The organism is Methanobrevibacter ruminantium M1 (genome assembly GCF_000024185.1).
Taxonomy (GTDB): Archaea; Methanobacteriota; Methanobacteria; order Methanobacteriales; family Methanobacteriaceae; genus Methanobrevibacter; species Methanobrevibacter ruminantium.
Genome location: NC_013790.1, coordinates 1,414,438 through 1,430,294, shown reverse-complemented (window position 1 = coordinate 1,430,294; position 15,857 = coordinate 1,414,438). Strand labels below are relative to the sequence as shown.

The 15,857-nt window shown below is 33.3% G+C and carries 11 protein-coding genes; 2 read left to right on the top strand and 9 right to left on the bottom strand.

The window, feature by feature from the left end:
• Entirely contained in the window at positions 1-1,956 is a 1,956-nt protein-coding gene (gene uvrB / locus MRU_RS05470; protein ID WP_012955888.1) for an excinuclease ABC subunit UvrB, read from the top strand.
• A 343-nt stretch (positions 1,957-2,299) separates the two neighbouring features.
• Here the strand turns inward: uvrB and MRU_RS05465 are convergent, their stop codons facing one another.
• The 3 genes from MRU_RS05465 to MRU_RS05455 form a co-directional block, all read right to left on the bottom strand.
• Complete coding sequence (locus tag MRU_RS05465; protein WP_012955887.1) at positions 2,300-2,773, bottom strand: tetratricopeptide repeat protein; 474 nt, start codon at positions 2,771-2,773, stop codon at positions 2,300-2,302.
• 233 nt (positions 2,774-3,006) lie between these two features.
• On the bottom strand, positions 3,007-3,366 hold the full coding sequence (locus tag MRU_RS05460) for a hypothetical protein (protein WP_012955886.1): 360 nt from the start codon (positions 3,364-3,366) through the stop codon (positions 3,007-3,009).
• 78 nt (positions 3,367-3,444) lie between these two features.
• Complete coding sequence (locus MRU_RS05455) at positions 3,445-4,284, bottom strand: hypothetical protein (protein ID WP_012955885.1); 840 nt, start codon at positions 4,282-4,284, stop codon at positions 3,445-3,447.
• A 348-nt stretch (positions 4,285-4,632) separates the two neighbouring features.
• Between MRU_RS05455 and MRU_RS05450 the strand changes: the two genes are divergently transcribed.
• Positions 4,633-5,514 (top strand): potassium channel family protein, encoded by an 882-nt coding sequence (locus tag MRU_RS05450; RefSeq protein ID WP_012955884.1) that lies wholly within the window; start codon positions 4,633-4,635, stop codon positions 5,512-5,514.
• Between the two features lie 88 nt (positions 5,515-5,602).
• Here the strand turns inward: MRU_RS05450 and MRU_RS05445 are convergent, their stop codons facing one another.
• The 6 genes from MRU_RS05445 to MRU_RS05420 all read right to left on the bottom strand — a co-directional run bounded on the left by MRU_RS05445 (position 5,603) and on the right by MRU_RS05420 (position 15,697).
• Positions 5,603-6,244: a MotA/TolQ/ExbB proton channel family protein gene (locus MRU_RS05445; protein WP_012955883.1), complete on the bottom strand. Its 642-nt coding sequence runs from the start codon at positions 6,242-6,244 to the stop codon at positions 5,603-5,605.
• 132 nt (positions 6,245-6,376) lie between these two features.
• Positions 6,377-7,108, bottom strand: coding sequence for a DUF2162 domain-containing protein (locus MRU_RS05440; RefSeq protein WP_012955882.1), 732 nt, complete (start codon positions 7,106-7,108; stop codon positions 6,377-6,379).
• 58 nt (positions 7,109-7,166) lie between these two features.
• Complete coding sequence (locus MRU_RS05435) at positions 7,167-7,499, bottom strand: DUF2149 domain-containing protein (RefSeq protein ID WP_048812434.1); 333 nt, start codon at positions 7,497-7,499, stop codon at positions 7,167-7,169.
• 393 nt (positions 7,500-7,892) lie between these two features.
• A complete protein-coding gene (locus tag MRU_RS05430) occupies positions 7,893-8,993 on the bottom strand; it encodes a CDP-glycerol glycerophosphotransferase family protein (protein ID WP_338036736.1) in 1,101 nt (366 codons plus the stop codon).
• A 213-nt stretch (positions 8,994-9,206) separates the two neighbouring features.
• Entirely contained in the window at positions 9,207-13,088 is a 3,882-nt protein-coding gene (locus MRU_RS11195) for a CDP-glycerol glycerophosphotransferase family protein (RefSeq protein WP_052292137.1), read from the bottom strand.
• 335 nt (positions 13,089-13,423) lie between these two features.
• Positions 13,424-15,697, bottom strand: a complete 2,274-nt coding sequence (locus MRU_RS05420) for an Ig-like domain-containing protein (protein ID WP_012955878.1) — start codon at positions 15,695-15,697, stop codon at positions 13,424-13,426.
• Positions 15,698-15,857 lie beyond the last annotated feature (160 nt).

The window sequence follows — 15,857 nt, the reverse complement described above, 5'->3', positions numbered from 1 at the left end:
TTGAAAGAATTCAAACTGAAATCACCATATAAGCCTCTTGGAGACCAGCCACAAGCTATCGAATCATTATCAAACGGAATCAAAGAGGGATTCCACGAACAGACCTTGCTAGGAGTGACAGGCTCCGGCAAAACTTATACCATGGCAAACATTATACAAAACGTACAGAAGCCAACTCTTATCATATCACATAACAAGACCCTTGCTGCACAGCTTTATGAAGAATTCAAGGTCTTTTTCCCAGATAATGCAGTTGAATACTTTGTCAGCTACTACGACTATTACCAGCCTGAGGCATATGTCCCTAGAACAGACACTTTCATCGACAAGGAAGCCTCAATAAACGAGGACATAGACATAATGAGGCATTCTGCCACACAGTCTCTCCTATCTCGTGACGATGTCATCGTAGTAAGCAGCGTATCCTGCATCTACGGAATAGGTTCCCCTGAAGACTATGGGGAGTTTGCATTCTCCATAAATGTCGGAGACATCTACGACCGTGGAGATATACTTAGAAAGCTGATCTTTATGCAATATGAAAGAAATGACATTGCATTTGAAAGAGGTCAGTTTAGGGTAAGAGGAGATGTTATCGAAATAAACCCTGTTCATGGAACTCCCCCAATAAGAATCGAGCTCTTCGGAGATGAAATAGATGCAATAAGCCTCATAAACCCAGTGACTGGGATGAGAGAGGAAAGCATAAATAGGTATGTAATATTTCCAGCAAAGCACTTTGTAGTAGGTGCAGACAGAATGGATCAAGCCCTTAAGGACATAGAAGCAGAGCTTCAATCAAGGCTCAATGAGCTGAACCTTGAGGGCAAGTATCTTGAAGCTCAAAGGCTTGAGCAAAGGACAAGATTCGATTTAGAGATGCTTCGGGAGATGGGATACTGTCCAGGAATCGAAAACTATTCCATGCACCTTTCAGGGAGAAACTGGGGAGACATGCCTTATTCCCTTCTTAAATACTTCCCAGATGACTATCTTACAATAATAGACGAGTCCCACGTAACCGTTCCCCAGATTAGGGGAATGTACAATGGAGACAGAGCAAGAAAGGAAACACTTGTAAACTATGGATTCCGCCTTCCATCAGCAAAGGAAAACAGGCCACTTAGATTTGATGAGTTTGAAGCAAGCCAAAACCAGGTATTATATGTTTCAGCAACACCAGGGCCTTATGAGCTATCAAGAAGCAAGAATGTGGTAGAACAGATCATCCGTCCAACAGGGCTTGTTGACCCTAAAATAACAATAAGACCAGTTAAGGGACAGGTTGAAGACCTCCTAGGAGAAGTAAGGCGAAAGGTGGAGCATGACCAAAGAATACTTGTAACCACTTTGACAAAAAGAATGGCCGAAGACCTGACCGACTATTATGCAAAGATTGGAATCAAGGTAAGATACCTTCATTCAGAGATTGATACCCTGGAAAGGGTTGAAATAATAGACGACCTAAGAAGGGGAGAGTTTGATGTCCTTGTAGGAGTAAACCTCCTAAGGGAAGGACTTGACCTGCCAGAGGTAGGCCTTGTAGCGATTCTGGATGCAGATAAGGAAGGATTTTTACGCTCTGAGACATCCCTTATTCAGACAATAGGAAGGGCTGCAAGAAACGTAGACGGAGAGGTATTGATGTATGTTGATGAGATGACTGATTCAGTCAGGAATGCAGTGGACATTACAAACAAGAGAAGAAAGCTGCAGATGGCATACAATGAGAAGTATAATATCACTCCAAAGACCACACAAAGAACCCTTAAGGAGAAGAAGCTTGCCGACAGAGCCCCATCAAGAGATGACTTAAGAGGCATGCCTAAAGATGAACTTAAGCTATTGATTAAGGACCTTGAAGCAGAAATGAGAGAGGCTGCTAATAATCTTGAGTTCGAGAAGGCCGCCAGCTTGAGAGATCAGATTGTTGCCTTAAAGAGCATTAAAAAATAGAAATCTTAAATCTTAAAAGTAAAAAACAAGAATTTTGATAAAAAAAGATTTAAGATGTTTAAAATAGAAAAATATAAAAAAAATAAGTCATTTTATTGAATAAACAATAATTTGACTTATAACATTATTTTAGAAAAAATAATCTAAATAAAAAAAATATTAACTAATTTTAGAAAAAATAATCTAAATAAAAAAAATATTAACTAATTTTAGAAAAAATAATCTAAATAAAAAAAATATTAACTAATTTTAGAAAAATTAATCTAAATAAAAAAAATATTAACTAATTTTAGAAAAAATAATCTAAACTTAGAAATATAAACTTATTTTAGAAAGAAAGAACTTAATTATCTTCTTTTTCTATGGCTTCAACAACAGTATGCCTGAATACAAGAATAGCCTCATCATCAGGATTCAATTCCAATGCATTGTCAAGACATTCCAAGGCGTCATGATTGTGACCTAACTGGCTTAATACCATTCCCTTATACTTCCAATAAACCGGATTGTGTGGGTCTGAATTTACAGCCTTATCAAAGCAGGAATCAGCCTCATTGAACCTGTCTACAGCAAATAAGGTCATTCCTTTTAAAAACCAGGTCTGTTCGTTATTAAAGTCAAGCTCCAAGGATTTGTCAAAAGCTTCGATAGCCTCATCAGGCCTACCTAAGAGACCTAATGTACTTGCTTTCATATTCCAAGCTTCGCTACGTCTTTTATCTTCTTTCAATGCTTTTTGATACCAATCCAAAGCCTCTTCATAATTCCTATCCTTTCTAGCTTGATCTCCTTTTTCCATCAATTCATCAAATTGCATAAGAACACCTATTAAAATCAATCAAATAATAAAAATTACAGTTATTTTTTCTTATTCCTATATTTATTAACACGTGTTAATAAAATTATTGATTAGATTTTTGAAAAAAAAGAATTATTAAAAAATAATAAAATTGTTTAAAAAAAAATTGAAAAATATAAAATTTGAAAAAATAAAATTGAAAATTAAAAAAAAAGGTTAAAAAATTAAAAATTAAAAAAATGAAATGAAAATCAGTCTTTAGGAATTAAAATACGTCCCCTATGAGCCGGGTCAGTCAAAGTAACAAATTTATAAACTTCATAATGATTTCGGACCTGATAATATATTATATCTATCATGTCCTCAGTCACCTCATTTACCTTGATGTACTTTCTTAGAATAGGCTTTTCAAAGGGATTCTCAATTTCAATCTCTTGGCCTGCCTCATAAGGATTGGCCAAATGATTATCCAATATCTCTTGAGCGGTTATGATCTTGTCCCTTATTTCATCTTGGCCTAATTCCCCCAATAGAAATTCCTGGTCAAGATCAAAGGTCATATATTCATAATCGTCATTGAATTTTAATTCGCTCCCTGTTTTCATAGTCATTTTTTCACCAAAAAATTAATCGAATGGCAATAATGATATTACCATTCAATCATTCTCTCTAAAGCAAAATATTGTTATTTATTCATAATGCTTAATGGAACTGGTCAGATGTCCCATATCCTCAAAGAGATTCTTGATTTCCATCTCTGAACCAGTCTCAGTTGTCATATTAATGATCAACTCATCCCTTAATTCATCATTTTTCTCAATGATTGTCCTTAAGGTTTCCATTTTCTTTCTTATCTCTGCATCGATTGTCTCTGTATATTCTGGAGCAAGATCAATCATATCCAAAGCATTGGCTGCCTGGGAATTGAAAAGGTCCTCTGAATCCTTTATGATAAACATGAATCGGTCATAAGTGATTCCAGATTGGGAGAATCTTTTTTCAACCAATTCCTTTACATTATCATTCTTCTCATTGAATTCCTTTTCCATTTCCTTGATTTCAGCCTTATACTTGTCGAACTTGATTCTCCCATCATAATTCTTGTCGATGCCGCTTAAGTCATAAGGATTATATTTAACTTTCTCTTCCTTAGGAGAAGCTTCCTTTTCGTTGAATTGACCATTCTTGATTTGCTTATCCAAACCATGAGAACCGCTTTCAACAGAAGGACGAACCACATATTCCTCATCAAGCAATCTCTGATATTCATAATTAACCATTACAGAGCGGACAATGCTTATAAGAACCATAAATGATCCTAAAGAAAATGCAGTGATTGCAACTGAAAGGTTAAAGATGTTTAGGATTGCGATTAACCAAGGAATTTCATAGACAATTCCTTCAATGGTCCATTTGATGTTGGAATTCTTTCGTCCGAGATAGATAAATCCCAAGCCGTTTACCAATCCAAAAAAGGATGGAAGCATCCATAAGGATGTTTTAACTTTATCAAATAATGAACGTTGCATACATTCATACCCCCAATTATTTATCTAAATTTATAAATTTAACAAATAAACAGTTAAAAAATATAATATTTTTTTATAAAATAGTTTTTAACTAATAATAATTATTGTTTTATAGATTTAAACTTTTCTATATTTTTTTACAATATTCAAATTTAAAGGGCGGAGAGAAGGTAAAATAATCAGCTATTTTTTTCTACATCATGCCAATTTCAAATTGATAAAAAATGATAAAAATTAGAAAGGATTAATTAGTTTCTTATACAAAATAAAAAATATAAATAAAAAATAAAAATAAAAGCATTTCAAAGGAAATCGTAATTTTATTTCAAAGGTTCTGGAGCAGAAATAATGAATCAAAAACTATCAAATTACTTCAATATGGGATTGTCACTATACCTATTGCTTGATTTAATCCTTATAACATTCACATTAGTTTTTAAGATAGAAAATAATTTATATTATATAATAATAGCCATAGACACCATATTATGTGTTATTTTAATATATGAGTTTTATAATAGATTCAAAACCGCTGAAAATAAGATTCACTTCAGCATCAGAAACTCTACAGAAATATTAGCTGGAATCCCTATTGACCTGATTTTCCTTCCATTTGCTCCTAATCTTACTGTTTTTTTAACCATTTTCAATCTTCTCAAGTTTCTAAAGATAATCGGACTCTTTTTGGAATTCTTTGAAACAATTGACGTATTCCTTAAAAAGACCCATCTTGATGAGATTTTAGGATTGGCCATTCTTGTAATCCTTGTATCAACCCTTGGAATATACCTCTTTGATCCAAGCATAAACAGCATATTCGACAGCCTATGGTTTGTCCTATCCACAATCACAACTGTAGGATATGGAGACGTGCTTCCAAATTCATATATTGGAAAAGTAATAGGGATTTTAATATTGATATTCGGAGTGCTAATCTTTTCAGCAATAACAGGAGCAATGACCTCCTACTTTGCAAGAAAGGTATTCGCCACAAAGGACTTTAACATTACAGAAAATGACGACAATATCCGGCTTCTAAAGGAAGACTTAAGCTTCAACAAGAAAAATCTAAACAATGCAAATGAAAAAATAGATAAAATCAATAATGATGTTGAAAAGCTTAAAAGAGAATTGAATGAAATGAAAGAGGAATTAAGAGAATCTAGACAATTAAATAAGGAACTTAAAGAAGAGATTGTTATTTTAAATGAGAATTTGAAAAATAAATGAAAAAAGAAGTTATGCTCTAAATAAAAATTTGAAAATAAATAATTAATAAAAAAAAGAATTAGTTTAAATTAGTTTAAAACTAATTCAACTAATGTTTAGCCATAAAATCCAATACAGCATCAGATAAAACATCTAAATTAGATAGATATTCCTCATACCACCTATTTCTAAGCTTTGAAATAACATAAGCCAAAGCACCGGAACCGATACCCACTACAGTTGTATCAAATGCAACAATCAAGGACTCGGACAAAGTATTGACGTCTCCAGAGCCAAGTGCTGCAAGACCTGTACCTAATGGGATAAGAGTACCCATCAAACCAAGTGTAGGGCCGATACGTGTAATTATGTCAGTTATCTCAAGGGACTTGTCAGTTAGCCCCTCTTCATTCTCGATGAGCTTACGGGCAAATGCCTCTCTTGTATTAGGGCTCATATTTCCTGTGCTTGCTATCTTAAGCAGAATGTCCTTTTGAAGCTTAGGAATCGGAGAGTTTGCTATTGCAGACTTCATGGAATCAACAGACCCTGAATCGGAAATCTCCAGAATCAGATTGGACACGTCATCTACAGATACCTTTGTCCTTGAAGTGTATTCATAGATAAGCCCTCCAAGTGAAATCACTACAACTACAACAAAAACCAATAGTATGATAACTACCGGTATCAAAAGACTTTGTGAAATTAAATTAAGTCCAGTGGTTAAGAAGTCACCACCAGGAATTGTCATTGCCAATATAATCACCTATAAATTAATATATAAATAAATAATGAATAATAAATGAATAAAAACGAATATAACGAATAATAACGAATAATAACGAATAATAACAGATTTAAGAAATATTAAAAATCTTAAAAATCATTCTAATCTATTAGTTCTCTTTCTAAATAAGGCCCCCAATCCAAGCAATAATGCTATAAGAACAACCATAACAACTATTGACTCAATAGGCATTAAAGTCAACTCTGTTGAAGGATTTGCAAATACTGGAGCCATATTTGGAATAATGAATCCCAGCACAAAGTATGCCAATGCAAATATAAGAAGCAAGCTTCCAATTATAATAGCATAATGAGTCACTCTATAATCCTCAACAAAATCGGAAAATAGATAGAATATCACCATCAATATAGCCATTAGAACCACCAGAATTAGTCCTGAATTGACCATAGTAAGATTAAGAGAGAAGTTCTGTACCTTAAATGCAAAGCTTGGAGCCATGAGAGCTGTTGAAATCAGCATAAGACTAAGTGAAATAGGAACAAAATCAAAATACAGCAGACATTTCAATGCAGGAGGATACCACTCCATCTTGCTCCAATAGAAAAGGGTCAAAAGCCCAAGGGCAAGACATACAAAGCCCATTATTATATAATAATAGAAGCTATAGAATGTTGAATTAAGGACTGCCTCATAAGATGGAGAGAGAATCACAATGACTGCAAATATTATGATAGAATAAGCAAGTACAAGAATCAAATGCTTCTTTAATGAAAGATTAAAGAATTTTGATAATAATCCTAGCTCTATCCCTAGAAGCAGGATAGCTGCCAAGCTTATTACTGCAAATACGCTGAATATCAGTTCCATATTATCACATTAATTTAGAAAGTTGAAAGTAATATTTAAAGACATGGTTTTAAAAAGTTTAAGTTTCAACCATAATCAGATTACCCGTTTTCGAATCCTTATAAACTTTACCTTGTTCTACATAACCTTCTCCAGACTGGTTTGATGTGTCTGGAGTACTGTTTAACTGTTCTCCTTGAGTTACATTAGTGATTTGATTAATTGACTCCATAGTGGCCTGTCGCTCCTGAGGGTCCATATCACTGAATATAACGCTTTGTAAGTTCCAGCCGATAACTGCAAAGATGAGAAATCCCAATGCAAGAACAAGCATTGCATCCACAAGGTTTGTAGTTCCAGCCATAGGATCTTCCTCTTGCCGTTTTCGACGTCTTGCTTTCTTTCTAACCATATAAAACCTTCTTATTTGTGAAAAAAGTTATAACAATAATTTAAGACTTAATGACTCAAAAGAATTCCTCTTAAGCCACTAGAATTAAAAATTTAAAAAAATATTTTAAACCTCTTAAATTAATTTTTATAAAAATAAAAAATAGCCGAATCCAAAATTATGATTCGAATCCAAGCTATAAAAATAATCTCTAATTTTATATTTATTATAATAATTAATATATTTATCTTTCAAGGTTGAAAAAATATAAAATATGCTTAAATAAGCATAAAAACTAGCGGTGATTAAAAACCTTAAAAAAAGTATAAATTGTGTTTAAAAGAGTCTAGAGCATTAAGACTACTGAATTAAAAATTAAAATTAATTTATCCATTTTAATCCAGTTTAAACGAATTATTCCTCCAAAACATAATCCAAAATACGTTTGCTGCTATATGCATCAAAATAATCAAACTGAAACTCTGCAAACTCCTTCAAGTTAGATAGATTAAAATCCTTCTCTCTGATTACCCTAACCAACTCATCTGTATCCTTTACAATTCTGCCCGGAACTTCCTTTCTGTAATCGAAATAGAATCCTCTCTCATTTTCAAGATAATTGTCCAAGTCATATGCAAAGAGAATGATTGGCCTATTAAGAAGAGTATACTCAACCATAACAGAGGAATAGTCTGTAATAAGAATGTTAGAGATTAAGAAAAGCTTCTGCTCATCCTTATATTCTGTAAAGTTAACTATGTTATAAGTGTCAGTGAGCTCATCAAGGTCAATCCTATTAGCACTATCTGCAAACTTATTGTAGTTTGGATGAAGCTTGATGCATAATATATAATCATCCCCGAGCTCATCAATGAACTTTTCAATGTCAAAATAATTAAACACAGCATTGTATTTAGGGTCTTCCCTAAATGTGGGAGCATATAGGACTATCTTTTTACCCCTAAGATTAGGATACCTCTGTTCAAACTCGCCCCTCAATTGTCTTACATAGTCCTCATCCAGATGCTCTGGAGAGTAATAGTCATTTCGAGGAATCCCTAAAGGAAGAACCTTAGACTTATCTATTGCAAAATTGCGGGCATAAATGTCAATCACATTGTGTGAGCTGACCATAAGATTGGTGATCTTGTTTGAAAACTTAAGCATGGTCTTCTTCTGTTCATCCTCAAGAAGGTCATAGCCGAATTTCTTGAATATTCCAGTTCCATGCCATAGCTGAATGAGCTTTGTCTTCTTATTGAATCTCATGAAGGCAAGTGCAAAGAAGTTGTCAGTTAGAAAAATGTACTTGGAGGTGGCTAATTTCTTCATATTAGACAATGAAAACTCATCCTTTGGAATGAATTCAAATTCATAGGGCTTTCCATCTGAAGTCTTGCGACCTTTAAGCTCATCTGCGATATAACGCAAGTTGCTCTCAAAAGAAGCGTTTTTGGTAGTGATAAATGAGACTCTATTCTTTTTTAGTGGAAAAATCCTAAATAGATTAAATATGAATCCATATACTCTATGCTTGAAATAAATTTTAACAACTCCAAATACTAATTATTCTTATTAAATTGAATTAAAAATGATTAAATAAACTAAAACCGATTAATGAACTAAAACTGATTAAATAAACTAAAACCTATTAATGAACTAAAACTGATTAAATAAGTTAATAAAATAATAATAAATTAAATAAAACTTCTTTCATGAATAAAATAACTAATAATACTTATCCATCTCCAATATGGCCTTATAAACACGTCTTGAATTGTCCCTATCATGATACTTAAAGAACTTATCAACACGACCCTTATAAAGCTCATCCATTGTGCATCCAGACTCAATAGAGCCAATAATGCTCATAACCAACTCCTTATGACTTTTTATGACTGGACCAAAGCCCATAGACTCATAATTAAAGTAGCCATTCTCGCTGTCAAAGTGATAGTCATTATCATAATGATAATAAATGATAGGCTTCTTAAGATAGGCGAAGTCAAAGGAAACGGAAGAAAAGTCTGTAACAATCAAAGAGGAATGATTGAATATATCTGCATATCTTCGAGATCCATATTTGGCAGTCCCATCCTTACTGTTTTCAGCAAAATTCAAGTCATTCAAGTCAAATTCGACCCTTGAATCCTTATCAAAAAGACCAATATACTTATTTAAGTTAGGATGTGGCTTAAATACAAGCTTATATCCATGAGAATCCAAATAATCCAACAATACCTTATCATTTATAAGGGCATTGAATGTCCTAAAGAAATTGGTGTTTACAAACTCTTCCTTTTTAAGGTTATGCAACTGCCTTCTCCAAGTTGGCATGATCACTATCTCTTTTTTATCCTCTAAACTCTCAAGATAGTCGAATCTAGGAAATCCAAGTACTTGGACAGTCTCTTTATCATAGCCATAATAAGAACTAATATACTCACCATCACCATCAAAACGTGGGAAGAATGAATCCCTTTCCAAATCAGATACAGTAACGATCATGTCAAGGTTCTTGTCAAAGCGATTCAGCCAGAATGAAACATCATCCTTTGTAACTCCATGCTGAAGGAACACAGTCTTAGCCTTAACAAGGCCCGCCACATGCGGGAAATTACCATAGAATGGATAGATAAGATTGTTATCAGGATGAGATGAGACAATCACCTCAGCATATAATGCATAGATCCTATGCTTCAATGACTTATAGGCAAGTACAGGACCTATCTTTTTAAGAGCATTATACTCATTGCTCTGCTTTTCACGGGCAAGCAATTTACGAAGCTTATCCCTATTGGAACTTGCAATATACTGGTTTTCCATATGGCGAACATTATTAAAATGGCTTGTAGACTGCTCCAAAGTAAAGTACTTCTTGATTTTTCTATTGTCAATCCTCTTGATCTTTCTAGGTCTTAAAAGCAGCTTAGAGATGCGATACAATATATAATTCACAAGATATACAAAGCTGTTTTCGCTTAGGAACTTAGACAAGTCAAAGCCATAAATAAAGTCAATCGGGCTAAATCCCTTGGAGAAATTGTCATCCCTATCTCTAGACAAGCCAACTTTCTCCCTGACATCTGCATTTCTTGTTCTTGTCTTTATATTGCTGACTCTCTTATCAAACCTATTCTCAAGGCTATTCAGAGAATCATTATACTTTGCATCCACTTTGGCATCGAATGACTTAACAAATCCGGCCTTTCCATAGACATTCCTTCTGAACTTGGAGCTATGCTCAATGTCATCCTCAAAGCTAGAGCCTTCCACTTGAATGTCCTGGTTGTCCAAATAGTCCTCATTCACATCGGCAAATCCAAAGTGCTCATTCAAGTAATCTGAATAATCTCCATTATCCTCAAGCTCATCATACTTATCATCCAAACCTAAAGAGCCCCCCTTGATGAACTTGACCTTTCCATTTTCATCATCATCAGAATCCCTAGAGAATACATTCTTTATAGAACTAAATACGTTTTTTATAAGCCCTACCAAACCTATGTCCTTGCCTTCAAACAATTCGTATTTGTATGGATGCCTCTCACGTGAAAGAAGGCTTTCATCCAAGTCCAAAAGCTTATTATAGTCCTCCAACTTAAGCTTGTCCATATTCCGAACAGACTTGAACAATTGAAGACCGTTGTCATCGGCAGTATATGGAAGATCCATAAATATCCAGATGCGCTTATTGCGATAGAAAGGATAAAGAATAAAGTAAAGAGCCCTAAGAAGGATTCCGGTTCTCCAGCCCTCCTCTCGTTCACCAAGGATAGAGGCAAAGGTGACCAATTCATACTTTATAGTAGTTAGGAGGCTTCTTTTTCTAACTATCATATGATTTCCGTTGTCCAGGATAAGATAATCCTTGGATATCTTATAGTTGGACACCTGAGATAGGCGTGAAGTGTGATTATAGTCTATAAGAAGGTCTCCGGAAAATGCAAGGTCATGATGATTTATATAGTCAAATGAATCCTCGCTGAGAGTCTCAATGCCTAGGGAATTGCAGACCTCATTCAGGCTCTTAAAGCCCATGCGGAAGGAAATTCTACTTGTCTTTTCGCTCAAGGGTATCCTAACCTCAAAGCATTGGTTATATCCATAGTTGAAGTTAAGGGAAAGGTTGTCCCGCTGAGGATAGCTTATCTTTTTGACCTTGATTTCCTTTTCAAGAATATGGGAGCTGCTCTTGTCCTTTTCGCTTACGATAGCATAGATGTCGAAGTCGCTGTTGAAAAAGCTTGTAATCATTCCAGAGAGATATAGCTCCTGTCTGTCTTCATCATCTTGAGAAGAAAGATAGAAATCATGACTATTCTTTCCATCATCCTTTTTATCATCATCTGGAGTGCCATTATTGTTATTATTTAAATTAATTTTAGACTTAATATTTTTAATATCAACTATGTCAAGATATATTTTATTTAACTCCAACTTTTGAATAATGAAAGATAGTTGGTCTTTTTCAATATATGGTATGAGGTTACCATGCTCATCATAATACTTTTTATCAATCTGTTTAAAATTAAATGTCTTATCATCAAGATATCCCCATCCGAAATACTTGAGAAGAAGGATATGTGACTTTAGGATAGATGGGATGGACCTTTGATTGAATATCACCTTGTCTCCAATATAGAATAGAATGGAGATTAGCTTGTCATAAAGGTGAGTAAGGTCTTCTAGGTCCAATAGGTGATCCACCTGCCTTATCTCCATGATCCATTGAAGGTCATACATTACCACATATTGAATGAATTCTGGAACCTTTCCATAAAGGTCAAGGGAATCGTTAATAAGCCTTATCATATAGTTATTTACTCTGGATGTAAAGTAAGACCTGTGATTGGCGGAATCAGAGATTAGGGAAGTGTTATCAGTTGCTTTCTTCCTATAAAAATAAGTGCAGTTTGAGAGTATTCCAAGAAGAGGGTTTCTAAGGAGCATCTGATTGATTAGAAGAGCATCTTCAGAGACTGATAGGTTTTCATTGAATATCATAGGAATTGAATCTGAAACAGGACTGTTGTCATTGTAAACAACAGAGACAGATCCATCGTAGCGAGACCTGGAATGATTGAAAAGGCTAGCTTTAAGAATGTCGCTTCTGAAGAATGCTGATGCAGAGGATAGCTGTATGGCATCAGGATTATTTAGGAGATTTATGACCCCTGTGCCCTTATATTTATAGTTTAATGGATGGTCTCCACGCTTGGACCCTACAAACTTGATTGGGATTGATGCCATGTCCACATGAACAAAGTCTTCAAAGAAGGAATCTACACGTTCAAAGGTCTTCTTTGATATGTAGTCATCACTGTCTAAAAAGTTGATTATCTCCCCTTCTGCATAATGGAGGCCCACATTTCTTGTATGGGCAGGGCCGCAGTTGATTCTGTTGTTGATTAGTATGATGTTATTAGGATAGTTTTTGATGTACTCTTGGCATACAGACTCTGTATTGTCACTGCTTGCATCATTTACGATAATAACTTGGATGTTTTCCTTAAAGTCAAGGCTTTGATTGATTAGTGAGTCTAGAGTCTCTTGGATATATGCTCCGCTATTGTAAGCTGCCATTACAACTGAAAATCTAAAGCCCAAATTATTATCCCCTAAAAGTTGATTAGATAAATTAGAATTATTAAAAATAATTTATAAAAAAATTAAACTTGTCTATTAATAATAATATCTATTTTTAAGAGTATAAATAGATAACTTTTAATTGTGGAGAGAAATATTAAAAAAAGAAGAAAATATTAAAATTACGAAAAGAAACCATACAAGTGAAAATTAATATGAAAATAAAAAAGAAATAAAAAAGAAATAAAAAAGAAATAAAAAAGAAATGAAAAAATAAAGATTAATTTAAAGAATCAATTTTAAAAAAAAAATTAAAAAATCTAGATTTTGACTAAAAGTCTATCTAGAAGAATAATTTATTTTATTACTAATTTTCCACTTGATGCAGTTGTCTTGAATGTTTTATCATTGTCCAACTTGGCAGTGAAATTATAAGTTCCTTTTTTGCTTAGACTTACCTTTACTGTGGCTACTCCATTGGTATTGGTCTTTGCGACATAGCTTTTTCCATTTATTGTGAAGCTTATTGACTTTCCGCTGACCAATCTTCCTTTTGCATCTTTCAATGTTGCTGTTAATGCTTTTGTCTTTGTTGATGCCTTATAAGTTTTGGAAGGTGCATTTAAGCTGGCTTTTTGTGCATTTACATCAATTTTTGCCACTACAAATGATCCATTGTAGTAATCATCACCTAAAAAACAGACTGCAAATGTGTAAGTGCCAACATAAGCAAGGTTTATCTGAAGTCTTGCAGAGCCGTTTTCATTAGTGGTTCTGTCATATGCTTTTCCATTGAATCCTATTTGGATTGGCTTATTTGATAATGGCTTTCCATTTGCATCCTTTAGGCTTACAACGAAATATTCCCCATCCCTAATTTTACTGTTAGTTATTGCAGAGGTAGTCATATTCTTACAATCAATAAAACTTGAATTTCTTTTTATAGGAATATAATTAGTTTTCTCGACTATTTTAATCATCATGGAAGAGCTAACATTCAAACCATTGGCATCTACATAGAATGCCTTAACCATAGAAGTCTCATTAAGTGGAACTTTAGCTTCTCCATTTGAATCAGTTATCACAGAAATAGTCTTATTATTTATTATAAGTGAAACAGACTCTCCAGAAATTGCTTTTCCTTCAATATCCTTGAAAATTATAATAAGATTATCATCCAAATAATCTAATTCAATTGAAGGGTTAATAATCTTTTCAGTCTGATTATCATCAGAGGTGTCATTTTCATATGAAACAGCATTTAAATCGTTAATATCATTATAAAGTGAATGATTGGCCTTATTATTAGAAAAAACAGGATTTATTACATAACAATCCCCTTGAGCAAGATAAATCGCACCCCCTTCATAAGCACTATTTTTAATGAAAGTGGAATTTATAACATAGCAATTTCTTGCATTAATATATAAAGCACCTCCGAATGTATTGGAATGACAATTTATAAAAGTACAATTAAGAACTAAACAATCATCAGAACCTATATATACAACGCCATCCTGTGTATAAAGGTAAGAAGGAGTTCCATGGCTTCCTCCAGCAGAATTGTTAATGAACGTACAATTGATTATAGATCCGTTTCCAAAATGGTAAATGGCAGAACCAGAAAATTCTGTTATAGATCTAATGAAAGTACAATTTATAACATCAACTTCATCACAGACATGGAGTGTGCTGAATTGATAAGTATTGGAATCAACTAGGGAATCAATAATTGTTTCATAATATGTGCCTTTGAACATACAATCACTGATTGATGAATTCTTACATAAGTCAACAATATTGCCATTGTACACTTTATTAGTATTCTCATAATATGTTTCAAAGAAACTATTGAAATAAAAATCACATGCTTTAACAATGGTGCTTGAATTAGAATGGATAGCATATCCGCCAGTATAATTAAAAGAAGAGTTTAAAATGGAAACATCCTCAGAACCCATAATATTTATAGTGCAATTAGTATAGTGAAAATCACAATCTAAGATTATTCCAGATCCATTTAAACAGATAACGGCAGAATTTTTATCCCCATAACACTTTTCAAAGGAACAATTAATTATTGAGCAATATTTTAAATTATCACCATTATTCTCCCTCAAATCAACTGTGAATCCAGACCCATTAACAAATGTTAAATCTTTCAAGACAATTTTTTCAGAAGACGAATTGATAATGCCAGATAATCCATTAGCATCCAAAATTGTTTCGCCGCTACCTCCAATAGTTAAGTTTTTTGAAAAAATTATTGGGCTTCCATTTCCAAGATAAGTGCCGTTTAGTTGGATTGTGTCCCCATCTTGAGCATCATCAATGGCTATTTGGATATCCTCAAAAGTATTTCCATCTATAGGTGTTGAAAGTCCATATGAAACGTCTTTAACAGTGCTTTTCTCACTAAATGTATGAGACTCCTCAATAGTTTCCAAATTTTTACAATTATTTGCAGAATCACTCATCATATTGTCAGATAATGATAAATCACCATTATCAACAATATTTGCAGAATTACCTTCATCTAAATCACTGACTGCTGAGGCAAATCCGCAACTGATGAGTAAAACAAGAAAAATAGTAAAAACTTTTAATAAATTTTTATATCTTATCTTCATAATATCTCCTTTTATTAAGATTTTCTTTTATTAAGATTTTCTTTTATTAAGATTTTCTTTTATTATATATAAAGACATATAATTTATAAAATATATGAACTTTACTATGTTAATATATAATTATATTAATAAAATAACAAGATTAAATTATTATTGAGTA

Coding starts and splice junctions, on each gene's coding strand:
- MRU_RS05450 (WP_012955884.1), top strand. CDS start 4,633: ATGAATCAAAAACTATCAAATTACTTCAATATGGGATTGTCACTATAC.
- MRU_RS05440 (WP_012955882.1), bottom strand. CDS start 7,108: ATGGAACTGATATTCAGCGTATTTGCAGTAATAAGCTTGGCAGCTATC.
- MRU_RS05445 (WP_012955883.1), bottom strand. CDS start 6,244: ATGACAATTCCTGGTGGTGACTTCTTAACCACTGGACTTAATTTAATT.
- MRU_RS05455 (WP_012955885.1), bottom strand. CDS start 4,284: ATGCAACGTTCATTATTTGATAAAGTTAAAACATCCTTATGGATGCTT.
- MRU_RS05435 (WP_048812434.1), bottom strand. CDS start 7,499: ATGGTTAGAAAGAAAGCAAGACGTCGAAAACGGCAAGAGGAAGATCCT.
- MRU_RS05465 (WP_012955887.1), bottom strand. CDS start 2,773: ATGCAATTTGATGAATTGATGGAAAAAGGAGATCAAGCTAGAAAGGAT.
- MRU_RS05460 (WP_012955886.1), bottom strand. CDS start 3,366: ATGACTATGAAAACAGGGAGCGAATTAAAATTCAATGACGATTATGAA.
- MRU_RS05420 (WP_012955878.1), bottom strand. CDS start 15,697: ATGAAGATAAGATATAAAAATTTATTAAAAGTTTTTACTATTTTTCTT.